The organism is Paenibacillus sp. FSL F4-0097 (genome assembly GCF_038593125.1).
Lineage (GTDB): Bacteria > Bacillota > Bacilli > Paenibacillales > Paenibacillaceae > Paenibacillus_AQ > Paenibacillus_AQ odorifer.
Map to the genome: position 1 here is coordinate 2,904,903 of NZ_CP151965.1, position 15,369 is coordinate 2,920,271.

Genomic DNA, 15,369 nt, shown 5'->3' on the forward strand with positions numbered 1-15,369 from the left:
AGTCTTTGGAGGTCATAAAATGGCAGGTCGAGAGAAATCTCGGCCTGTTTTTTTGTGCATTTCGCCTTTAAATGCCCGAAAAAAAGCCAATTGACTTTTATAAAAGCAGGCATTATAGTTTGACAATGAAACTGTTCGACAGTTGAACTATATTTTGGAGGTAGGAAGCTTTGGATAACGAAGTGCAACATTGGATCAATCGCTACATGGATGCTTATTTGATTGTGACCAGACAAGTAGCAGCAAGAATTAAAGATAGTATTGCTGCGGAGACAACGAATGATCAGTATCAAATTCTTCGGTTGATTAATGCTCAGGAACAATGTACGTCTACATATCTTGCTGAATCTTTTTGCGTGGGTAAAAGCTCCATTACAGCAATCATCAACAGATTGGTGCATGCGGGTATTATCGAGCGAACTCGTGACGAGAATGATCGCCGCCAGGTGTATTTATCGATGTCTGAGCACGGGAAAAGAGTTTTTGAAGCAGCGGAGACGCAGGTACATGAAGTGATTTCCCCGTATTTGTTTCATTTTGAAGAGAAGGATATTGAAATGTTCGTCATGATGTTCGAGAAGCTGGCGAATTTAATTCAGAATGATGATGGAGGGAAGAATCCATGAAGACGATTCTAAAAGCAAGATGGGCGGTTATCGCAATCTGGCTCGCTGTGGCCGTAGTTTTGGTCATGACGGCCCCTTCGTTCTCTGATCTTGTACGTGAGAAGGGGCAGGTTACTGTACCTGATGGCTATTCCTCTTCTAGAGCGGCAGAGATCTTAAAGGAAGCGGCGAATGACAAGGGCGGAGAGACACTGCATCAGGTAGCTCTTGTATTCAATAATCCTGAGGGAATCGGAGCCGATGAAACAGCCAGTATCCAGCAGGGTGTTGAGAAGTTGGCTGCGAATAAGGAGACGCTGCAGATTGGTTCCATCACCGATCCTTTTTCACAAAGTGAACTTAAGGATACGTTGATTGCCAAGGATGGCAAGACGATAATGGTGGCGTTGTCTATAAAGGGCGGAGGAGAGTCTGTCACCGCACTTCCTGATAAAGTGGATGAATTACTCTCAGATGTTAAGGCGGATCATTATTTAACCAGTGAGGGTCTGATTACTGAGGATATGATTGCTAGCTCGGAAGCCGGGCTTAAGAAATCGGAATATATTACGGTAGTATTTATTTTACTTATCCTGTTCGTGGTGTTCCGTTCGTTCGTGGCACCGTTTGTTCCGCTACTGACCGTAGGACTCAGCTATATTGTTTCTCAGTCTGTTGTGGCTTTTTTAGTAGACCGTTATGATTTTCCATTATCTACGTTTACTCAAATCTTTATGGTTGCGGTCATGTTCGGGATTGGTACGGATTATTGTATCCTGTTGATCAGTCGTTTTAAAGAAGAAATGATGACAGCAGAAGATACCAAAAGTGCTATTATTGCAACCTATCGTAAGGCTGGTGGGACGGTGTTCTATTCCGGACTTGCGGTATTCGTAGGTTTTGTAGCGATTGGATTATCCAAATTCATTCTGTATCGCTCGGCGGTAGCCGTTGCCGTGGGGATTGCGGTTATGCTGCTGGCGCTTGTAACCATTGTTCCATTCTTTATGGCGGTACTTGGCAAAAAGCTCTTCTGGCCTTCACGCGGCAAGCTGGAGCACAGTGAGAGCCGTATTTGGGGAGCAGCAGGTTCTTTTTCCTTAAAAGGACCATGGGCCGCGCTGCTAATTGTTGCAGTAATCGTAGCTCCGTTCCTTGTTACCTATAGCGGAAAGCTGTCCTTCAACAGCTTGGAGGAAATTGGCTCAGAATATGCCTCGGTAAAAGGATTTAACATCATTTCGGATAGTTTCGGGCCGGGTGAATCCATGCCTGGCAAGATCGTAATCAAAAATGATGACCGGATGGATACTTCAGAATATCTTGGACTTGCAGAAAAAATCAGCCGCGAGCTGGAAAAAGTGGACAGCGTAAAATCGGTGCGCAGCATGTCTCGTCCAACGGGAGAGCTGATCAGTGATTTTTTAATCCCGAATCAGGTGGGGACTTTATCTGAAGGTCTGGATCAGACCAGTGAGGGACTGACCAAGATTCAAACGGGATTGTCTGAAGCAAGTAAACAGCTGAGTGAAAATGCACCTAAGCTTACAGAGGCTGCTCAAGGCAGCGCTAAGCTGACGGAAGGCACAGCAGAGCTGAAAGATGGTATCGTCGCGTTAGGTGATGGGCTGGCACGTATTGAGAACGGAATAAAAACCGGCTCAGCAGGTGCAGGAGAGATCAAAGCAGGACTTCAACAGGCAGCTGCTAGTGCTAAGCAGCTTGCGGATGCCAATACGAAGCTGCTGGAGGGCTATAAAAAAATCGGCAGCGGTTTAACTGCGTTGGATCAAGGGCTTGGGCAGCTTCCGCAGCAGCTGCAAGGTGTGGCAGAAGCATTGAAGGGACTGGATGGTTCTTTTACGGGTCTTGAGAGCAGTTATCCGGAAATTCTGCAGGATGTTAATTACCTGACGATTAAAGGCACCGTAACGCAGAGTGGTACTGGGGCAGCGCAGCTGGCGGCGGGTCTCGGACAGATCTCAGAGCAGCTTAAAGGAGCAGCAGCAGGCTTAAACGAGGCGAATGCTGGTTATGCCAAAGCTTCGGCAGGGCAAAGCGCACTCGCACAAGGTTTAGCTAAGCTCGTTGCGGGCATCGGTCAGCTGCAATCTGGGCTGGAGCAGGCCGCAACAGGCCAAGGACAGATCGTAGATAAAATTCCATCCATTACTAGTGGCCTAGATCAATTGCAAGGTGGACAGCAGCAGCTTGCGGATGGTTTTGGTCAATTAACAGGGCAGATAGGAGCCTTAACTACTGGATTAAGCGACAGTGCAAACGGCTTGAAACAAATTACCAGTGGGCTGGTTTCCGCACAAGATTATTTGAATCAGATTCAAGCGGCTAAGGATGATGAGCTGAGTGGATTCTTTGTACCGGCTGAGGCTCTTGAAGCTGAAGGTATAGAGCAGGTATTCGATACCTACTTGTCTGATGACCGTAAGGTGATGACGCTGGATGTGGTATTCACTGAGAATCCATATAGTTCAGAAGCTATCGACAGTGTTGATGATATTCAAGCAGCAGTAGATCGTGCAGTGAAAGGAACGAAGCTGGAAAATGCGGAGTCTGCAATCAGCGGGGTTACAAGCAGTCAGAACGATTTGCGTAATATTTCCAACGAAGACTACACACGTACAGTAATCTTAATGCTGGGTGGGATCTTCATCATCTTGGTGTTGCTGCTTCGTTCAATCGTAATGCCGATTTACCTTATTATTTCTCTTTTGATTACTTATTTTTCGGCATTGGGTGTTACAGAGGCTATATTCGTTCACCTTCTGCACTTTGAAGGGATTACCTGGACAACGCCATTCTTCAGCTTTGTTATGCTGATTGCGCTTGGTGTAGATTATAGTATTTTCTTAATGGCCCGCTTTAACGAATATAAAACATGGGATGTTCGAGAAGCGATCCTGCATGCCATGCGCAATATGGGAACAGTCATTCTTTCAGCGGTAGTTATTTTGGGCGGCACCTTCGCATCGATGTATCCTTCAGGCGTATTGTCGATGATGCAGATTGCAACAGTGGTGCTCGTAGGGTTGGCCTTGTATGCGCTAATCTTCTTGCCATTTTTTGTCCCTGTTATGGTACGGATCTTCGGCCGTGGGAACTGGTGGCCATTTGCGGTCAAACAAAGTGGAGAACCCACTAAACAAGATGTAAACATGTAATCACTCTACACAGCAAAAAACCTCTAGTGTTCGCCTAAATAAATAGGCGGCTAGAGGTTTTTTGGTTGAAATATAAGTGCAAAGGTTATTTCATCTTGGCAAAAAAGCTACGTAACGCCCAGCCGCGTTCTTGCCGTTTTTTATATTTGGGTAGCGAACGGTAGATGGCGGTGGATTCGTCGAAAGCACGTTTAGCATCCTCGGTTCTGCCCAATGCTTTGTACATGGAGCCGGCTAAATAATAGGCTTCACTAGAGGAAGACTGAATCTCTTGAAATTGAGTAACGTAATGCAACGCTTTATCGTGATCTGTATGGCGAAAGGTTTCCGCTAACCGAAGATATGGCTGACCATATTGGGCCTTTCGGTTGATTTCTAGACCACGAAGCATCTGATCTTCGCCTTCTTCAAAAGCGCCCAGCTTAAGATTCACATGACCCAGCTCTACCCAATATTCGGCAGACTGTTCGTAACGGTCTTCGATCTGTAGCAGAATATCTTTGGCTTCCTTATACTTTTTACGTTCTGACAGATTCCGGGCTAAATCAAATTTAGCAGAAACATCATTTGGATTCAAAGATACCGTTGTGCGCAGCTTGGAGATTTGCCGTACTCGTTTGAAGGGCTTTGTAATACTAGGGAAGATCCCCACGTATCGCCGATCTAAGAAATACAAGATAACAAGCAGGATGAATAAAGCCAGAAAAGGGTTGCCCACTAATCTGAAAAGCATCATAATACCTATAAATTTAAGCATGATTTCCCTCCATGATCATTTGGTTCCGGTATTGCGGTTGAATAAGAGCAGATCTAAGGCAGCGTAATTATATCATAATTCAAACCAATCTGAATCCCGGGATTTAAGATAAAGTACAACTTTTGTCAGCTTTATAGCGTCTTAGTGTAATAGAAATAATAATTACAATAATATCATAAGAAGGGAAAATCAAGATGCACTTATTTGCAAGGAAGCTAAGGCTGCTTAGTTTGTTGGTTTGTTCAACTCTGGTGACTGCATTGTCTGTCCCTCAAGTTATAAGTGCAGCTCCATCACCTGCGAAGTTGAGTGGGATTAAGGAGATTGTTGCTTCGCCAGGTTTCTGGGGTGGAAGCTCCTTCGCAGTGAGAACTGATGGAACTGTTTGGTCATGGGGGAGTAATGTTTTTGGTCAATTTGCTAATGGTGCCGCCGGGCCTGAGGGTTGGACGATTACTCCCCATAAAATAGCTGGGCTTGAACACACGAAACAGCTGGCGATCGGCGAAGCGTACTATGTAGCGCTGAACGAAGACGGCACGGTTAAGGCTTGGGGAGATTATCGGGATAAGAGTGTTGCAGAAGCTGGCAATGGGGCAAGTGCTAAACAACACAAGGTTCTGCTTCCTCAAGGGATCTCTGGAATGACAGATGTGGTTAGTATAACGTCAGGATTGCATAGTGCATTAGCTTTGAGAAACGATGGAAGCCTTCTCCAGTGGAATCCTCCAGAAGCTTCAGATGTGGGCTATACAGAGCTGCCTGCTGCCACTAAGGTACAGGGTTTAAGCGAAGTGAAGTGGATCGGAAGCAGTATTTATCATGCCGCCATTCGAACTAACGGTACCCTGTGGATTTGGAGTGCTATCCCGCAAACAGAGAACACGAACGTGATGAAGAAACCGACCCCAGTTAAGGATTTATACCATGTGAAGTCTGTTTCCATGAGCGATCGCAGTATACTGGCTTTAACCGAGAGCGGGAGCGTCTGGGGAACAATTGACAGCAATAATTATAACGAAGTCACGATGAGCAAGATGCCAGGTCTTACGGATATTGTATCTGTCCAGACGAAAAACGGCTTCAACCTTGTTGCCAATAAAAAAGGAGAATACTGGGTATGGAAAGCTGGTACCTCACTACAAGGTCTGCAAAAGATTACAGCCGTAAAATCGATCTCGAAACTTACGCTGGATTTAGGCAACTTTGTAGCTGTTAAAAAAGATGGCACCGTGTGGACTTGGAGTACCCAACCTACAACCGACAACCGTTTGGTTTTTACGCAGCCTAAGTTAATAAAAGGACTAAGTGATCCTGTTTCTTTTGCCAAGGGTGAGAATAGTAAGTATGCAGTCCTGAAGGATGGTACAGCTGTGGCTTGGGGAACGAATATGTTTGGTCAACTCGGAATTAGTGCTGTTGATTCACGTCCTTTTGCTATATCTCCTATTTTAAAGCCTGTTACTGTAATTGTAGATGGTCAAAAAATTGACTCCGTACAGTCCGCTATTTTTAAGGATGGTAGTGTAAAAGTACCGATTAGGGATGTAACAGAAAGTCTGGGATATACCCTCTCTTTGGAGGGGGAACTGACGTTGACGAAAGCTGGAAAGAAAATTTCATTACCGTCAGCAGAATCCATTAAAGTAAGCTATACTTCGCTAGTTCCAGCAGCAGCTTTGGCTAAAGCTCTAGGTCTTTCTGCGGATTGGAATAGTACGCTGTACCAATTAACATTACAGACAAAAAGATGATTTTCATTTAACACTTATATTAATATTCTGAGGTACAATAAGTGAATTAATCTCAATTGCACCATAATAACCAGTCTGGAGTGATAGGAATGGCTTTTACAATATGTGTGTTTGCCGGATCGAATCCAGGTCTTAACTCTGAATATACGGAAATGGCTAGGGAATTAGGTTATCATATAGCGGCACAAGGCTGTAGGTTGGTCTATGGAGGTTCGCGGAATGGCCTTATGGGACAGGTTGCGGACGGGGTACTTGCGAATGGCGGCGAAGCTGTAGGAATTATGCCAGTGGATCTTTTTCAAGATGAAATCAGACACTCCGGATTGACGAATTTGATTGAGGTCTCCAGTATGCATGAACGTAAGGCGGTAATGAGCGGTATGGCGGATGCTTTTATTGCTTTGCCGGGAGGTCTTGGAACCTTTGATGAGCTGTTTGAAATTCTGTGCTGGATGCAGATTGGTATTCATCAGAAGCCTATAGGGCTGCTGAATGTTCGAGGTTATTTTAATCCACTGCAAGCCTTGATTTCACATAGTGTGGCTGAAGGTTTTGCACCAAAAACTGCACTCCAAATGCTGCATACGAACTCAGATCCCGAATATTTGCTTGAACTGATGCGCGGTCGGATTGATCATAGTAATGAAACGAAGGGGAAAGCAAGGTCCCGTCTCAGCGCTAGATTCAAGGTTTCCACTGCTCTAAGGTGCGAATAATTGGTTTAACACACTATTCACAATAAGGACGCAAACACTTCACGGTGTCTACGTCCTTATTTTTTATTTTCTTTTTGTTAAATCATTCAGTAATAGGGGGAAGGTTTATGATTCGAAAATTAGGCTTTGCGGCTGACGACCGTCTGTTAATAATTAATGCCGACGATTTCGGAATAACTAAAGGAACTAATGAAGCTATTGTTAACTTATTTGAAGGAAAAGCTATAACATCTACATCTATTATGATGCCTTGCACAGAATCAAGTGACGCTATGAAGATAATTAATTGGAAAGGAATAAAGAATATTGGAATTCATCTAACGCTAACGAGCGGCGAGAAATATCCGTATCAACCAGTATTCAAAGAAAAAATCTTGAGTAGCTTAATTACTGATGAAGGGTATTTTCATCAAGATGCCACTCTTCTGGAAAGAAACGCTGCTGATGACGAGATTAGAATAGAGTTAGAATCGCAAATCCAAAGTGCAATCGTACAAGACATTGATCCAACTCATCTGGATAGTCATGGGGGGAGTATTATGGGGTTATACACTGGGCGAGATTTTTTAGAAATAATATTTGATTTGTGTGAAAAGTACCGCTTACCCTTTAATTTACCTATTAGGATATTAGAACAACCCTTTTTTAATAATGATCAGTTGAGATTGTTTCAAAAAAGAATTTTTTCAGCAAAAGAAAGGGGGATTTTCTTAATCGATGATATAATTTCTCTTCCTTACTGTTTTTACCCTGCTGCGGAATATAGCAAAATGAAAATGAGATTAACTGAATTGTTAAAGAATTTAAAACCTGGAATAACACAGTTAACTATACATCCATCTAAAATAACAGATCAATTAATAGCAATGACGAAATGTTATACAGAAAGAGAATTGGAATATCGTCTTCTAAATGATATTGAAATTAAGCAATTGATTATCAATGAGGAGATTAAACTTATTTCGTGGAAAGACATACGTGATTTACAAAGATGTATTTAGCATATTGTAAAGAGTGCACTTTTTCATTTTTTAATATGAATCTGATAAAACTGTTTAAATTTTGGCGAAGCTGGGTAAATAAGCCGTAAGTAATTAAGCAGAAATGCAAAATTCAGGAACATCACGGAAGGAGGTTGAAATCCAATGAATGTGATCGTACATAATCTTATGGCTTACAATCATCAGTTTTTTAGACCTCAACCCGTGGTCAATCCCAAGCAAGGGAAAGCAGACAAGAAGAGAATGAGTTTCCAGGAAGTTCTGAATGAGAAAATGAAAGTGTACAGCACCTACAACAAAAATTAAGTATGAAAGCTATAACCTATGTTTGTTAAAGAAAGCCGGAATGCGATGATCTTAGAGATCATTGCATTCCGGCTTTCTTTAGGGTCTGACCTCAAAAAATTCGCAGCTCTTGCGAGAGTAGTAAGTCAGATCACTAACTCTAGATTGAATAACAACATCAAAATCAGTGAAGCGGACAACGGTAGCTCCTGAATTTACTAAATGATCGTCCTGAAATACACGAACAGGTAATTTGCGGTCAACGGCTTCTTGGAAATCGCTGTCGGTTAGCAGCGGGCGATTAATTGGCATGGGGAATAACTCCTTTGATCATGTAATGAAGTAAGAAATAAAAATAGTATACCTGCGGAAGCACAAGAAATCCAATTTAAGATGAAGTACATGTATCCTGTGAGGAACATAATTGGACAAAATTCTATACTCCCTCCTTAGCAGGTATAGGCCTGTACGAAATATTTGTTTGAGCTTTTCCGCGTTTCGTAATTATTTCCACCATAAATCGGAAGTTTACCTCCTCAAAAAAAGAATTTAAACCCTGTACACTAATTCTTGTAAGAGAAACCTTTGAAAGGGGTACAGGGGAATGAATAAAGTAAAACACTTGGCGCTATCGTTAGTCGCTATCATGCTCGTAGGTTCACTGGCAGCATGCGGAGGCAACAACGCCGAGAACAACAACACATCGAACAAAAATACAGGTAACAACGCAGCAAGCACTAGTGAACCCACTAAAGATGAGGGAACAGAACCGGCTGAGAAAATCGAACTTTCTTTCTGGACGCTGGGCAACGTGAACTACGAGGATTTAGCGAAGGAGTACACTAAGGAACATCCAAACATTACGATCAAAGTGCAAAATACCGGTGACCAAACCGCTCACCATAATAATTTGACCACTGCTTTGTCGGCAGGATCGGGTGCACCTGATATTTTCCAACTTGAAATCGGTTTCATGGAACGTTTCATCAACGCTCAGGACAAGTTCTATAACCTGAATGATCTGGGTGCCAAAGATATTCAAGCCAACTATCTGGATTGGAAATGGAAACAAGCATCTTCCGTAGATGGCAGCTTCCAGCTGGGTCTTCCAACAGATATCGGCCCAACGGTCGTATATTACCGCACAGATTTGGCTGAAGAGGCTGGACTGCCAAGTGATTCCGAAGGATTCGGCGCTGCTATTGATACTTGGGATAAGTTCGCAGCTGTTGCCAAAGCTTTCAAAGAAAAAACAGGCAAACCATTTGTAGACCTTACGGATCTTACCTTTAATGCTTTGCGTGACCAATCTGCTGATGAAATCTATTTCAGCAAAGCTGATGGCAGCTTTATTGGAGATACCAATCCGCAAGTCAAAAAAGCTTATGATTTCACGGTTAAAGGTATTCAAGAAGGCTGGATCAGCAATGTTATGCTCTGGTCTCCTGAATGGGGTCAAGGCATGAACGACGGTTCATTTGCAGTAGTTATGGGACCAGCTTGGATGGCAGGAAATGTTAAGAGTAATGCTCCAGACTCCTCTGGGAAATGGAAAATTGCTCAGCTCCCTGAAGGTGCTGGTAACTGGGGTGGCTCGTTCCTGACGCTGCCAAAAGAAGGCAAACACTCGAAAGAAGCTTATGACTTTATCGCATGGATGGATAACAAGGAAAACCAACTGGAATCTTTCAAAACCAAAGGACTTATGCCTTCTATTCCTGCACTGTATGAAGATCCTGCATTCGTAGATTTCAAAGATGATTTCTTCGGTGGACAACAAACCGCTGTAGAATTCGGTAAAGCAGCAAACCGGGTAAAACCTGTATACTACGGTCCGCTTCATGACCAAACCGATACTTTCTTCAAAAACGCCTTGAAAAATGTGTTGGAGAAAAAAGCAGATCCGACCAAAGAATGGAACGAAGCAGTAAAACAAGCGAAAACATTGGCTGAACGCAGCTAAGATTTCAAGCTTATGAAATTTAATTTCTAGAAGGTCCGGATTCATAGAGTGAAACATTCTCTGTGAATTCGGATTTACACGTTAGATTACCTGGAGGTGTGACATGGCACAACCTGTTATTTCAAGTCCGCATGCCGAGAGCAAGCGCCGCTTTTTAACTGAACAAAGAAGGAGCCGCATCACTGCGTACACATTTATTTCGCCCTTTTTTATTCTGTTCTCGATATTTGGACTATATCCGATCTTTTTCACGATCTATCTCTCGTTCTTTAAATGGGATGCCCTGAATCCTATGAAATTTGTAGGGTGGAAAAACTATGATCTGGTCACAAGTGATCCGACTTTCTGGATTTCTTTTAGCAACACTTTAATTATGGGGCTTATGGGTACTGTTCCACAGATATTACTAGCTCTATTGATTGCTGTTTTGCTGAATTCAGCGATGACTCGCTTTAAGAAGACGTTCCGGGTTTTATTTTTTATGCCTAATATTACGTCTATCGTTGCGGTTACGCTCGTGTTCAGTACACTGTTTGGCAACAACGGAATGATCAACTGGATTCTAAACGGCTTGGGATTAGATAGTATGGCCTTCAACTCTGGTTGGTGGGGTGTTAAAATCGCAATTTCTACGATGGTAATGTGGCGCTGGACGGGGTATAATGCCATTATTTTTCTATCAGGCTTGCAAAGCATCCCTACGGATCTATATGAAGCGGCTCGTATTGATGGTGCGAACAGAAGACAACAGCTAACCTTTATAACGTTACCACTATTGAAGCCATTCATTGTATTTGTTACCTTGCTTTCTACTATAGGTGCCTTGCAGCTGTTCACTGAGCCTTATGTATTTTTGGGCCAAGCGGGAACTGGATCTACACGTCAGGAAGGAATCACTATGGTTACTTATTTGTATAGCGAAGCATTCCGCAACGGATTTTTTGGTACGGCAGCAGCTACGGCAGTCTTGCTGTTCCTGGTCACGATTATTTTCTCTGTCCTCAATATGCTGGTCTCAAATCGCATGGGTGGAGATACGGGAGGGGGTAAAGCGTGAGTACGCTGCGTGTATTTAAAAAAGATCCGGATGATATAGGGATCATGGGCAAGTTAGGATTTTATCTGCTGCTGATTGTTGGTGCGCTCGTGTCCATCTTTCCTTTTTATTGGATGTTTGTAGTTGGCACTAATGACAGAGGCGCAGTATTCCATGTGCCACCTTTGCTTACGGTTGGAGACCAGTTTTTTGAGAATTTCCAGCGGGTACTGGACAAAACAGACTTCTTTCAAGCCTTGGGCAACTCTTTATTTGTCTCATCTATGGTTACAATATCAGTCGTGTTTTTCTGTACACTGGCAGGTTATGCCTTTGCCAAATATGAATTTCCGTTTAAAAATTTTCTGTTCTACTTTGTAATTGCTACATTATTTGTGCCACAGCAGCTTGGTGTATTACCTACTTACGTAATTATGGCCAAGCTCCACTGGATAGACTCCTTCAAGGCACTTATTGTTCCGGCGATGGTTAATGCTTTCGGGATCTTCTGGATGCGGCAGTATATCACTACAGCTGTACATACGGAATTGATTGAAGCAGGTCGGATCGATGGCGGCGGACATTTCCGGATCTTCTGGAACATCGCTATCCCGGTCATTACTCCAGCTATGGCAACACTAGGTATCCTGAACTTTATGACCGTTTGGAATGACTTCTTCTGGCCTTTAGTGGTACTGAAGAATCAAGAGCATTTCACAATTCAAATTGCGCTCCAGCAGCTGTTCTCCAATCGCGATGGTCTAGACTACGGAATGATCATGTCAGCAACATTTACGGCAACCTTGCCACTGCTGATTGTATTCCTGTTATTTAGCCGCTGGGTGATTGCTGGACTTACTTCTGGAGCTATTAAGAGCTGATCTTACTTTTTGATCTTTACAGGGAATAGGCGGTTTTGTGAAGAATACTAGAGGACAGAGACAGCAGGGGGAAGGGGAATATCATGAAACTCCGCCGTAAAATCTTGTTCGCTATTATTCTTCTCGTCTTTATTCCGGTTATCCTGATGGGGATCGTCACTTACGTTAATTTTTCTAATGCAATGGAGAAAAAATCAAGCAACTTCTACTGGATTTCACTGCTTGAAACGGATCGAAAGCTTAAATTCGCGCTTAGTGAAATCACCTCGATCACGAATTCAAAAATTACGCAGCCGGTTGTTCAGCAATCACTGAAGCAGAAGAACTTTGTAATCACTTATGATCGAAAGCAGGAGCTTAGCAGTTATCTTATTGATCATCCGATGATTACTTCATTTAGTTTTTATAGTAAAGATCGTTTAATTTATCAATACAATGCATCGATGTCCTTTGAGGACTTGAAGAGACAAAGCTGGTTTGACGCGATGGAAGGCGCCGAAGGGCGGCCCGTGTGGTCAGGACCGGGAGAAAATGGCTCGGAGATCTCCGGCAATCCGGTACTTGTACAAGCAAGAGTAATCAAAGATTCATATTCTCTCGAAGATATCGGATATCTGGTTGTTAATGTAAAACCTGATTTATTGGATCAGATTTTCTGGGAAGCAGCAACCCTCAAGAAGGGAGATATTTTGCTGGTCAACAAGCTAGGAAATATTGTTTTTAATAAATCCGGTGAACATATTGGACAACGCACAGATTTCCCCTTTTTACAAAATGATTATGCTAAAGAACATGACTATTACATCGACAACTATCAGGGGGAAAAATCACTTATAACCTTCCTACCTTCTCATAATGCAGCCTGGTATTTAGTAGCCATTACACCTATGAATCTAATCTCGTCAGAATCTGTATCCATCCGAAATATTGCGATTATTTTAAGTACTGTTTCGCTGTTGTCCGCCATTTTGTTCGACCGCTATTTCGTACGGAGGCTCGTTCATAGTATTAATAGTGCGGTTAACGGGATGAAGCGGGTGAAGCAGGGGATATTTACGCCGATCACTACACCCTATCGGGCTGATGATGAAAGTGATTTGCTGATTGATGGCTTTAATCGGATGAGCACGCAGATCAATGAGCTGCTTGTGCAGGTGGAGACTGAGCAGGGACGTAAGAAGGAAGCAGAAATGCAAGCGCTAATGGCGCAGATTAACCCTCATTTTATTTATAATTCACTTGAATCGATTAATTCGATGGCAGTGCTGCAAGGCAATAAAGATATTAGCAAAATGGTCATCTCACTCGGCAAGCTGCTGCGAATCAGCATCAGTCAGAATCAGGAGCTGATTCCGCTGCATATGGAGTTCGAACATGTCCGTCATTATTTGGATATCCAGAAGTTTCGTTTTGAAGATAAATTCTCGTATATCATAGATCTTTCGGATGGTCTTAAGACGTTCATGACACAAAAGCTGATCGTTCAGCCGATTGTAGAGAATGCGCTGTATCATGCGATTGAGCAGATGGAGGACCCAGGGATCATTGAGATTACGGCCTATGAAATGGGCACGGATATGATCATTATCGTAAAAGATAACGGCCCCGGCTTTGACCTTGCCAAGATGATGAGTCTTTGGGATAACGAGGGAAGTGCTCAGAAGAAATACAGTGATAGCGGCGTGGGGCTTAAAAATGTGCATGAACGCTTGAATATTCGATTCGGCAGTCCATACGGCATACTAGTGTGTTCTTCCCCCGGCTTTGGTTCAACCATCCGAATCCGAATACCAAAAATACTGCCGTAATCGACCGTGCGGAAAGAAGGGGGAGATTGTTATCAAAAAATGGTTATTGAAATGGGGCTGGATGTGGTTATATCTAGTGCTGATTTCGGGTGCTGTTTTATTTATAACTTTAGGAAAGCAAGAACCCATTGAAGATGATTCACCAGAAAAAATCACATTAACTTTCCGTCATTTCTGGATTAAAGAGCATGATCGGCCATTGTTGACTATTTATGAAGATATCGTGGACAAATATCAGTCAGAACATCCAAATGTGAAAGTTAACTTTGAAGGTTTAGATCAGACGTTGCACCGTGATCAAAAGCTGAAGAACGAGATGGTTACTGGCACCCCGCCAGATATGTTTGTTTTGTTCGGTGGAGCGGAAATTGAGCCATATGTGCGCTCTAAGCGCCTGATTGATCTGACTGATTTCGTCAGGGAGAATGCGCTGACCAATCAATTCAAGGATCTGGATCTCTGGACCTTTGACAACCATATTTATGGCTTGCCTATTGAAGGGAATGCTGAACCCTTATATTTTAATAAAACCATATTCGAAAAGCTGGGTTTGAAGCCGCCAGAAACGCTGCAAGAGCTTGATGCTGCCATACTAAAGCTGAAGTCGGCAGGGTATATTCCATTTGCACTTGGCAACGAGGATCGTTGGCCCGCAGGAATTTTTGCACATTATTTAATGGATCGTTATGCCGGCGCCGAGTTGATCGAGAAGCTGATCACTGGTGAAGATCAAGCCAGCTTTCAGAATGAGGCCTATTTAAAGGCTTTTCAGCACTTGGAGCAATGGATTAAAGAAGGTGCCTTCAGCACGAAATCGAATGTGTTATCCACAGAAAATGCGGTGGGACTATTTACGAGCGGCAAGGCTGCGATGTATCTAAACGGAAACTGGGATATCAATTTATTTGCCGGCGCAGCTGCTCCTACGGATTTTCAAAATGAGGTAGGTGTTATTCCGTTTCCCACATTGAAGAAGGGGGAACAACCTTCGATAGCCGGCGGTTATACATTTGGCATCGGCCTTTCCTCCGAACTAAGCGGAGCGAAGCGGGAGGCTGCGCTCGATCTCATGAAAGCTTTTTACACCCAGGAGGTTCAGACACGGATTGTATATGAAGGGTTGAGAATTCCGTCCATGCGCATCGCCTTTGATCCTGAGAAGACAGGACCCGTATTCGCGCAAGTCATGAATATGATGGAAGTTAACCGCAAGAGCTTTGTCCCTTATGATAATGTATTGTCACCAGAAGTGAAAAAAACGTTCCTGAGTGTTATAGAACAGATGATTAACGGAGAAATGTCTGCTGAGCAAGCGTTAAAGCAGGTGCAGGCATCCTCCATTCAATATTGGAATTTGATCCAAAGCTCAAGTGTACAATGATCC

The 15,369-nt window shown here is 43.2% G+C and carries 13 protein-coding genes; 11 read left to right on the top strand and 2 right to left on the bottom strand.

All coding sequences use genetic code 11. From position 1 onward, the window contains the following. The first annotated feature begins 170 nt into the window (after positions 1–170). Together MHH86_RS12970 and MHH86_RS12975 are read left to right on the top strand one after the other, a co-directional pair. On the top strand, positions 171–626 hold the full coding sequence (locus MHH86_RS12970) for a MarR family transcriptional regulator (RefSeq protein WP_036686266.1): 456 nt from the start codon (positions 171–173) through the stop codon (positions 624–626). Continuing rightward, positions 623–3,784, top strand: a complete 3,162-nt coding sequence (locus MHH86_RS12975) for an MMPL family transporter (RefSeq protein WP_342479748.1) — start codon at positions 623–625, stop codon at positions 3,782–3,784. Before MHH86_RS12970 ends, MHH86_RS12975 begins: the two co-directional genes overlap by 4 nt. Positions 3,785–3,869: 85 nt before the next feature. On the opposite strand, the gene MHH86_RS12980 is transcribed toward MHH86_RS12975, so the two are convergent. Beyond that, entirely contained in the window at positions 3,870–4,541 is a 672-nt protein-coding gene (locus MHH86_RS12980; protein ID WP_038570388.1) for a tetratricopeptide repeat protein, read from the bottom strand. Between the two features lie 194 nt (positions 4,542–4,735). Between MHH86_RS12980 and MHH86_RS12985 the strand changes: the two genes are divergently transcribed. The 4 genes from MHH86_RS12985 (at position 4,736) to MHH86_RS13000 (ending at position 8,318) form a co-directional block, all read left to right on the top strand. Beyond that, complete coding sequence (locus MHH86_RS12985) at positions 4,736–6,295, top strand: hypothetical protein (RefSeq protein ID WP_076144050.1); 1,560 nt, start codon at positions 4,736–4,738, stop codon at positions 6,293–6,295. 89 nt (positions 6,296–6,384) lie between these two features. Then, positions 6,385–7,011, top strand: a complete 627-nt coding sequence (locus MHH86_RS12990; RefSeq protein WP_076179014.1) for a TIGR00730 family Rossman fold protein — start codon at positions 6,385–6,387, stop codon at positions 7,009–7,011. Between the two features lie 107 nt (positions 7,012–7,118). Next, entirely contained in the window at positions 7,119–8,012 is an 894-nt protein-coding gene (locus MHH86_RS12995) for a polysaccharide deacetylase family protein (protein ID WP_076179015.1), read from the top strand. A 144-nt stretch (positions 8,013–8,156) separates the two neighbouring features. Continuing rightward, complete coding sequence (locus tag MHH86_RS13000; protein ID WP_169744764.1) at positions 8,157–8,318, top strand: hypothetical protein; 162 nt, start codon at positions 8,157–8,159, stop codon at positions 8,316–8,318. 78 nt (positions 8,319–8,396) lie between these two features. On the opposite strand, the gene MHH86_RS13005 is transcribed toward MHH86_RS13000, so the two are convergent. Continuing rightward, positions 8,397–8,609, bottom strand: coding sequence for a hypothetical protein (locus tag MHH86_RS13005; protein WP_036686275.1), 213 nt, complete (start codon positions 8,607–8,609; stop codon positions 8,397–8,399). A gap of 292 nt (positions 8,610–8,901) precedes the next feature. Between MHH86_RS13005 and MHH86_RS13010 the strand changes: the two genes are divergently transcribed. The 5 genes from MHH86_RS13010 to MHH86_RS13030 all read left to right on the top strand — a co-directional run bounded on the left by MHH86_RS13010 (position 8,902) and on the right by MHH86_RS13030 (position 15,366). Further along, a complete protein-coding gene (locus MHH86_RS13010; protein WP_036686277.1) occupies positions 8,902–10,260 on the top strand; it encodes an extracellular solute-binding protein in 1,359 nt (452 codons plus the stop codon). A 103-nt stretch (positions 10,261–10,363) separates the two neighbouring features. Then, on the top strand, positions 10,364–11,317 hold the full coding sequence (locus tag MHH86_RS13015) for a sugar ABC transporter permease (RefSeq protein ID WP_036686279.1): 954 nt from the start codon (positions 10,364–10,366) through the stop codon (positions 11,315–11,317). Beyond that, positions 11,314–12,177 (top strand): carbohydrate ABC transporter permease, encoded by an 864-nt coding sequence (locus MHH86_RS13020; RefSeq protein WP_076316189.1) that lies wholly within the window; start codon positions 11,314–11,316, stop codon positions 12,175–12,177. The genes MHH86_RS13015 and MHH86_RS13020 overlap by 4 nt, the downstream gene beginning before the upstream one ends. Before the next feature lie 83 nt (positions 12,178–12,260). Further along, entirely contained in the window at positions 12,261–13,985 is a 1,725-nt protein-coding gene (locus tag MHH86_RS13025; protein WP_036686283.1) for a sensor histidine kinase, read from the top strand. A gap of 61 nt (positions 13,986–14,046) precedes the next feature. Next, the gene (locus MHH86_RS13030) at positions 14,047–15,366 is read left to right on the top strand and encodes an extracellular solute-binding protein (RefSeq protein ID WP_036686593.1); all 1,320 of its coding nucleotides are present in this window, start codon (positions 14,047–14,049) and stop codon (positions 15,364–15,366) included. The last annotated feature ends 3 nt before the right edge of the window (positions 15,367–15,369 follow it).

Excerpts from the sequence above, each read along its gene's own strand:
- MHH86_RS12975 (WP_342479748.1), top strand. The coding sequence starts at position 623 with ATGAAGACGATTCTAAAAGCAAGATGGGCGGTTATCGCAATCTGGCTC.
- MHH86_RS12980 (WP_038570388.1), bottom strand. The coding sequence starts at position 4,541 with ATGCTTAAATTTATAGGTATTATGATGCTTTTCAGATTAGTGGGCAAC.
- MHH86_RS12985 (WP_076144050.1), top strand. The coding sequence starts at position 4,736 with ATGCACTTATTTGCAAGGAAGCTAAGGCTGCTTAGTTTGTTGGTTTGT.
- MHH86_RS12990 (WP_076179014.1), top strand. The coding sequence starts at position 6,385 with ATGGCTTTTACAATATGTGTGTTTGCCGGATCGAATCCAGGTCTTAAC.
- MHH86_RS12995 (WP_076179015.1), top strand. The coding sequence starts at position 7,119 with ATGATTCGAAAATTAGGCTTTGCGGCTGACGACCGTCTGTTAATAATT.
- MHH86_RS13000 (WP_169744764.1), top strand. The coding sequence starts at position 8,157 with ATGAATGTGATCGTACATAATCTTATGGCTTACAATCATCAGTTTTTT.
- MHH86_RS13005 (WP_036686275.1), bottom strand. The coding sequence starts at position 8,609 with ATGCCAATTAATCGCCCGCTGCTAACCGACAGCGATTTCCAAGAAGCC.
- MHH86_RS13010 (WP_036686277.1), top strand. The coding sequence starts at position 8,902 with ATGAATAAAGTAAAACACTTGGCGCTATCGTTAGTCGCTATCATGCTC.
- MHH86_RS13015 (WP_036686279.1), top strand. The coding sequence starts at position 10,364 with ATGGCACAACCTGTTATTTCAAGTCCGCATGCCGAGAGCAAGCGCCGC.
- MHH86_RS13025 (WP_036686283.1), top strand. The coding sequence starts at position 12,261 with ATGAAACTCCGCCGTAAAATCTTGTTCGCTATTATTCTTCTCGTCTTT.
- MHH86_RS13030 (WP_036686593.1), top strand. The coding sequence starts at position 14,047 with ATGTGGTTATATCTAGTGCTGATTTCGGGTGCTGTTTTATTTATAACT.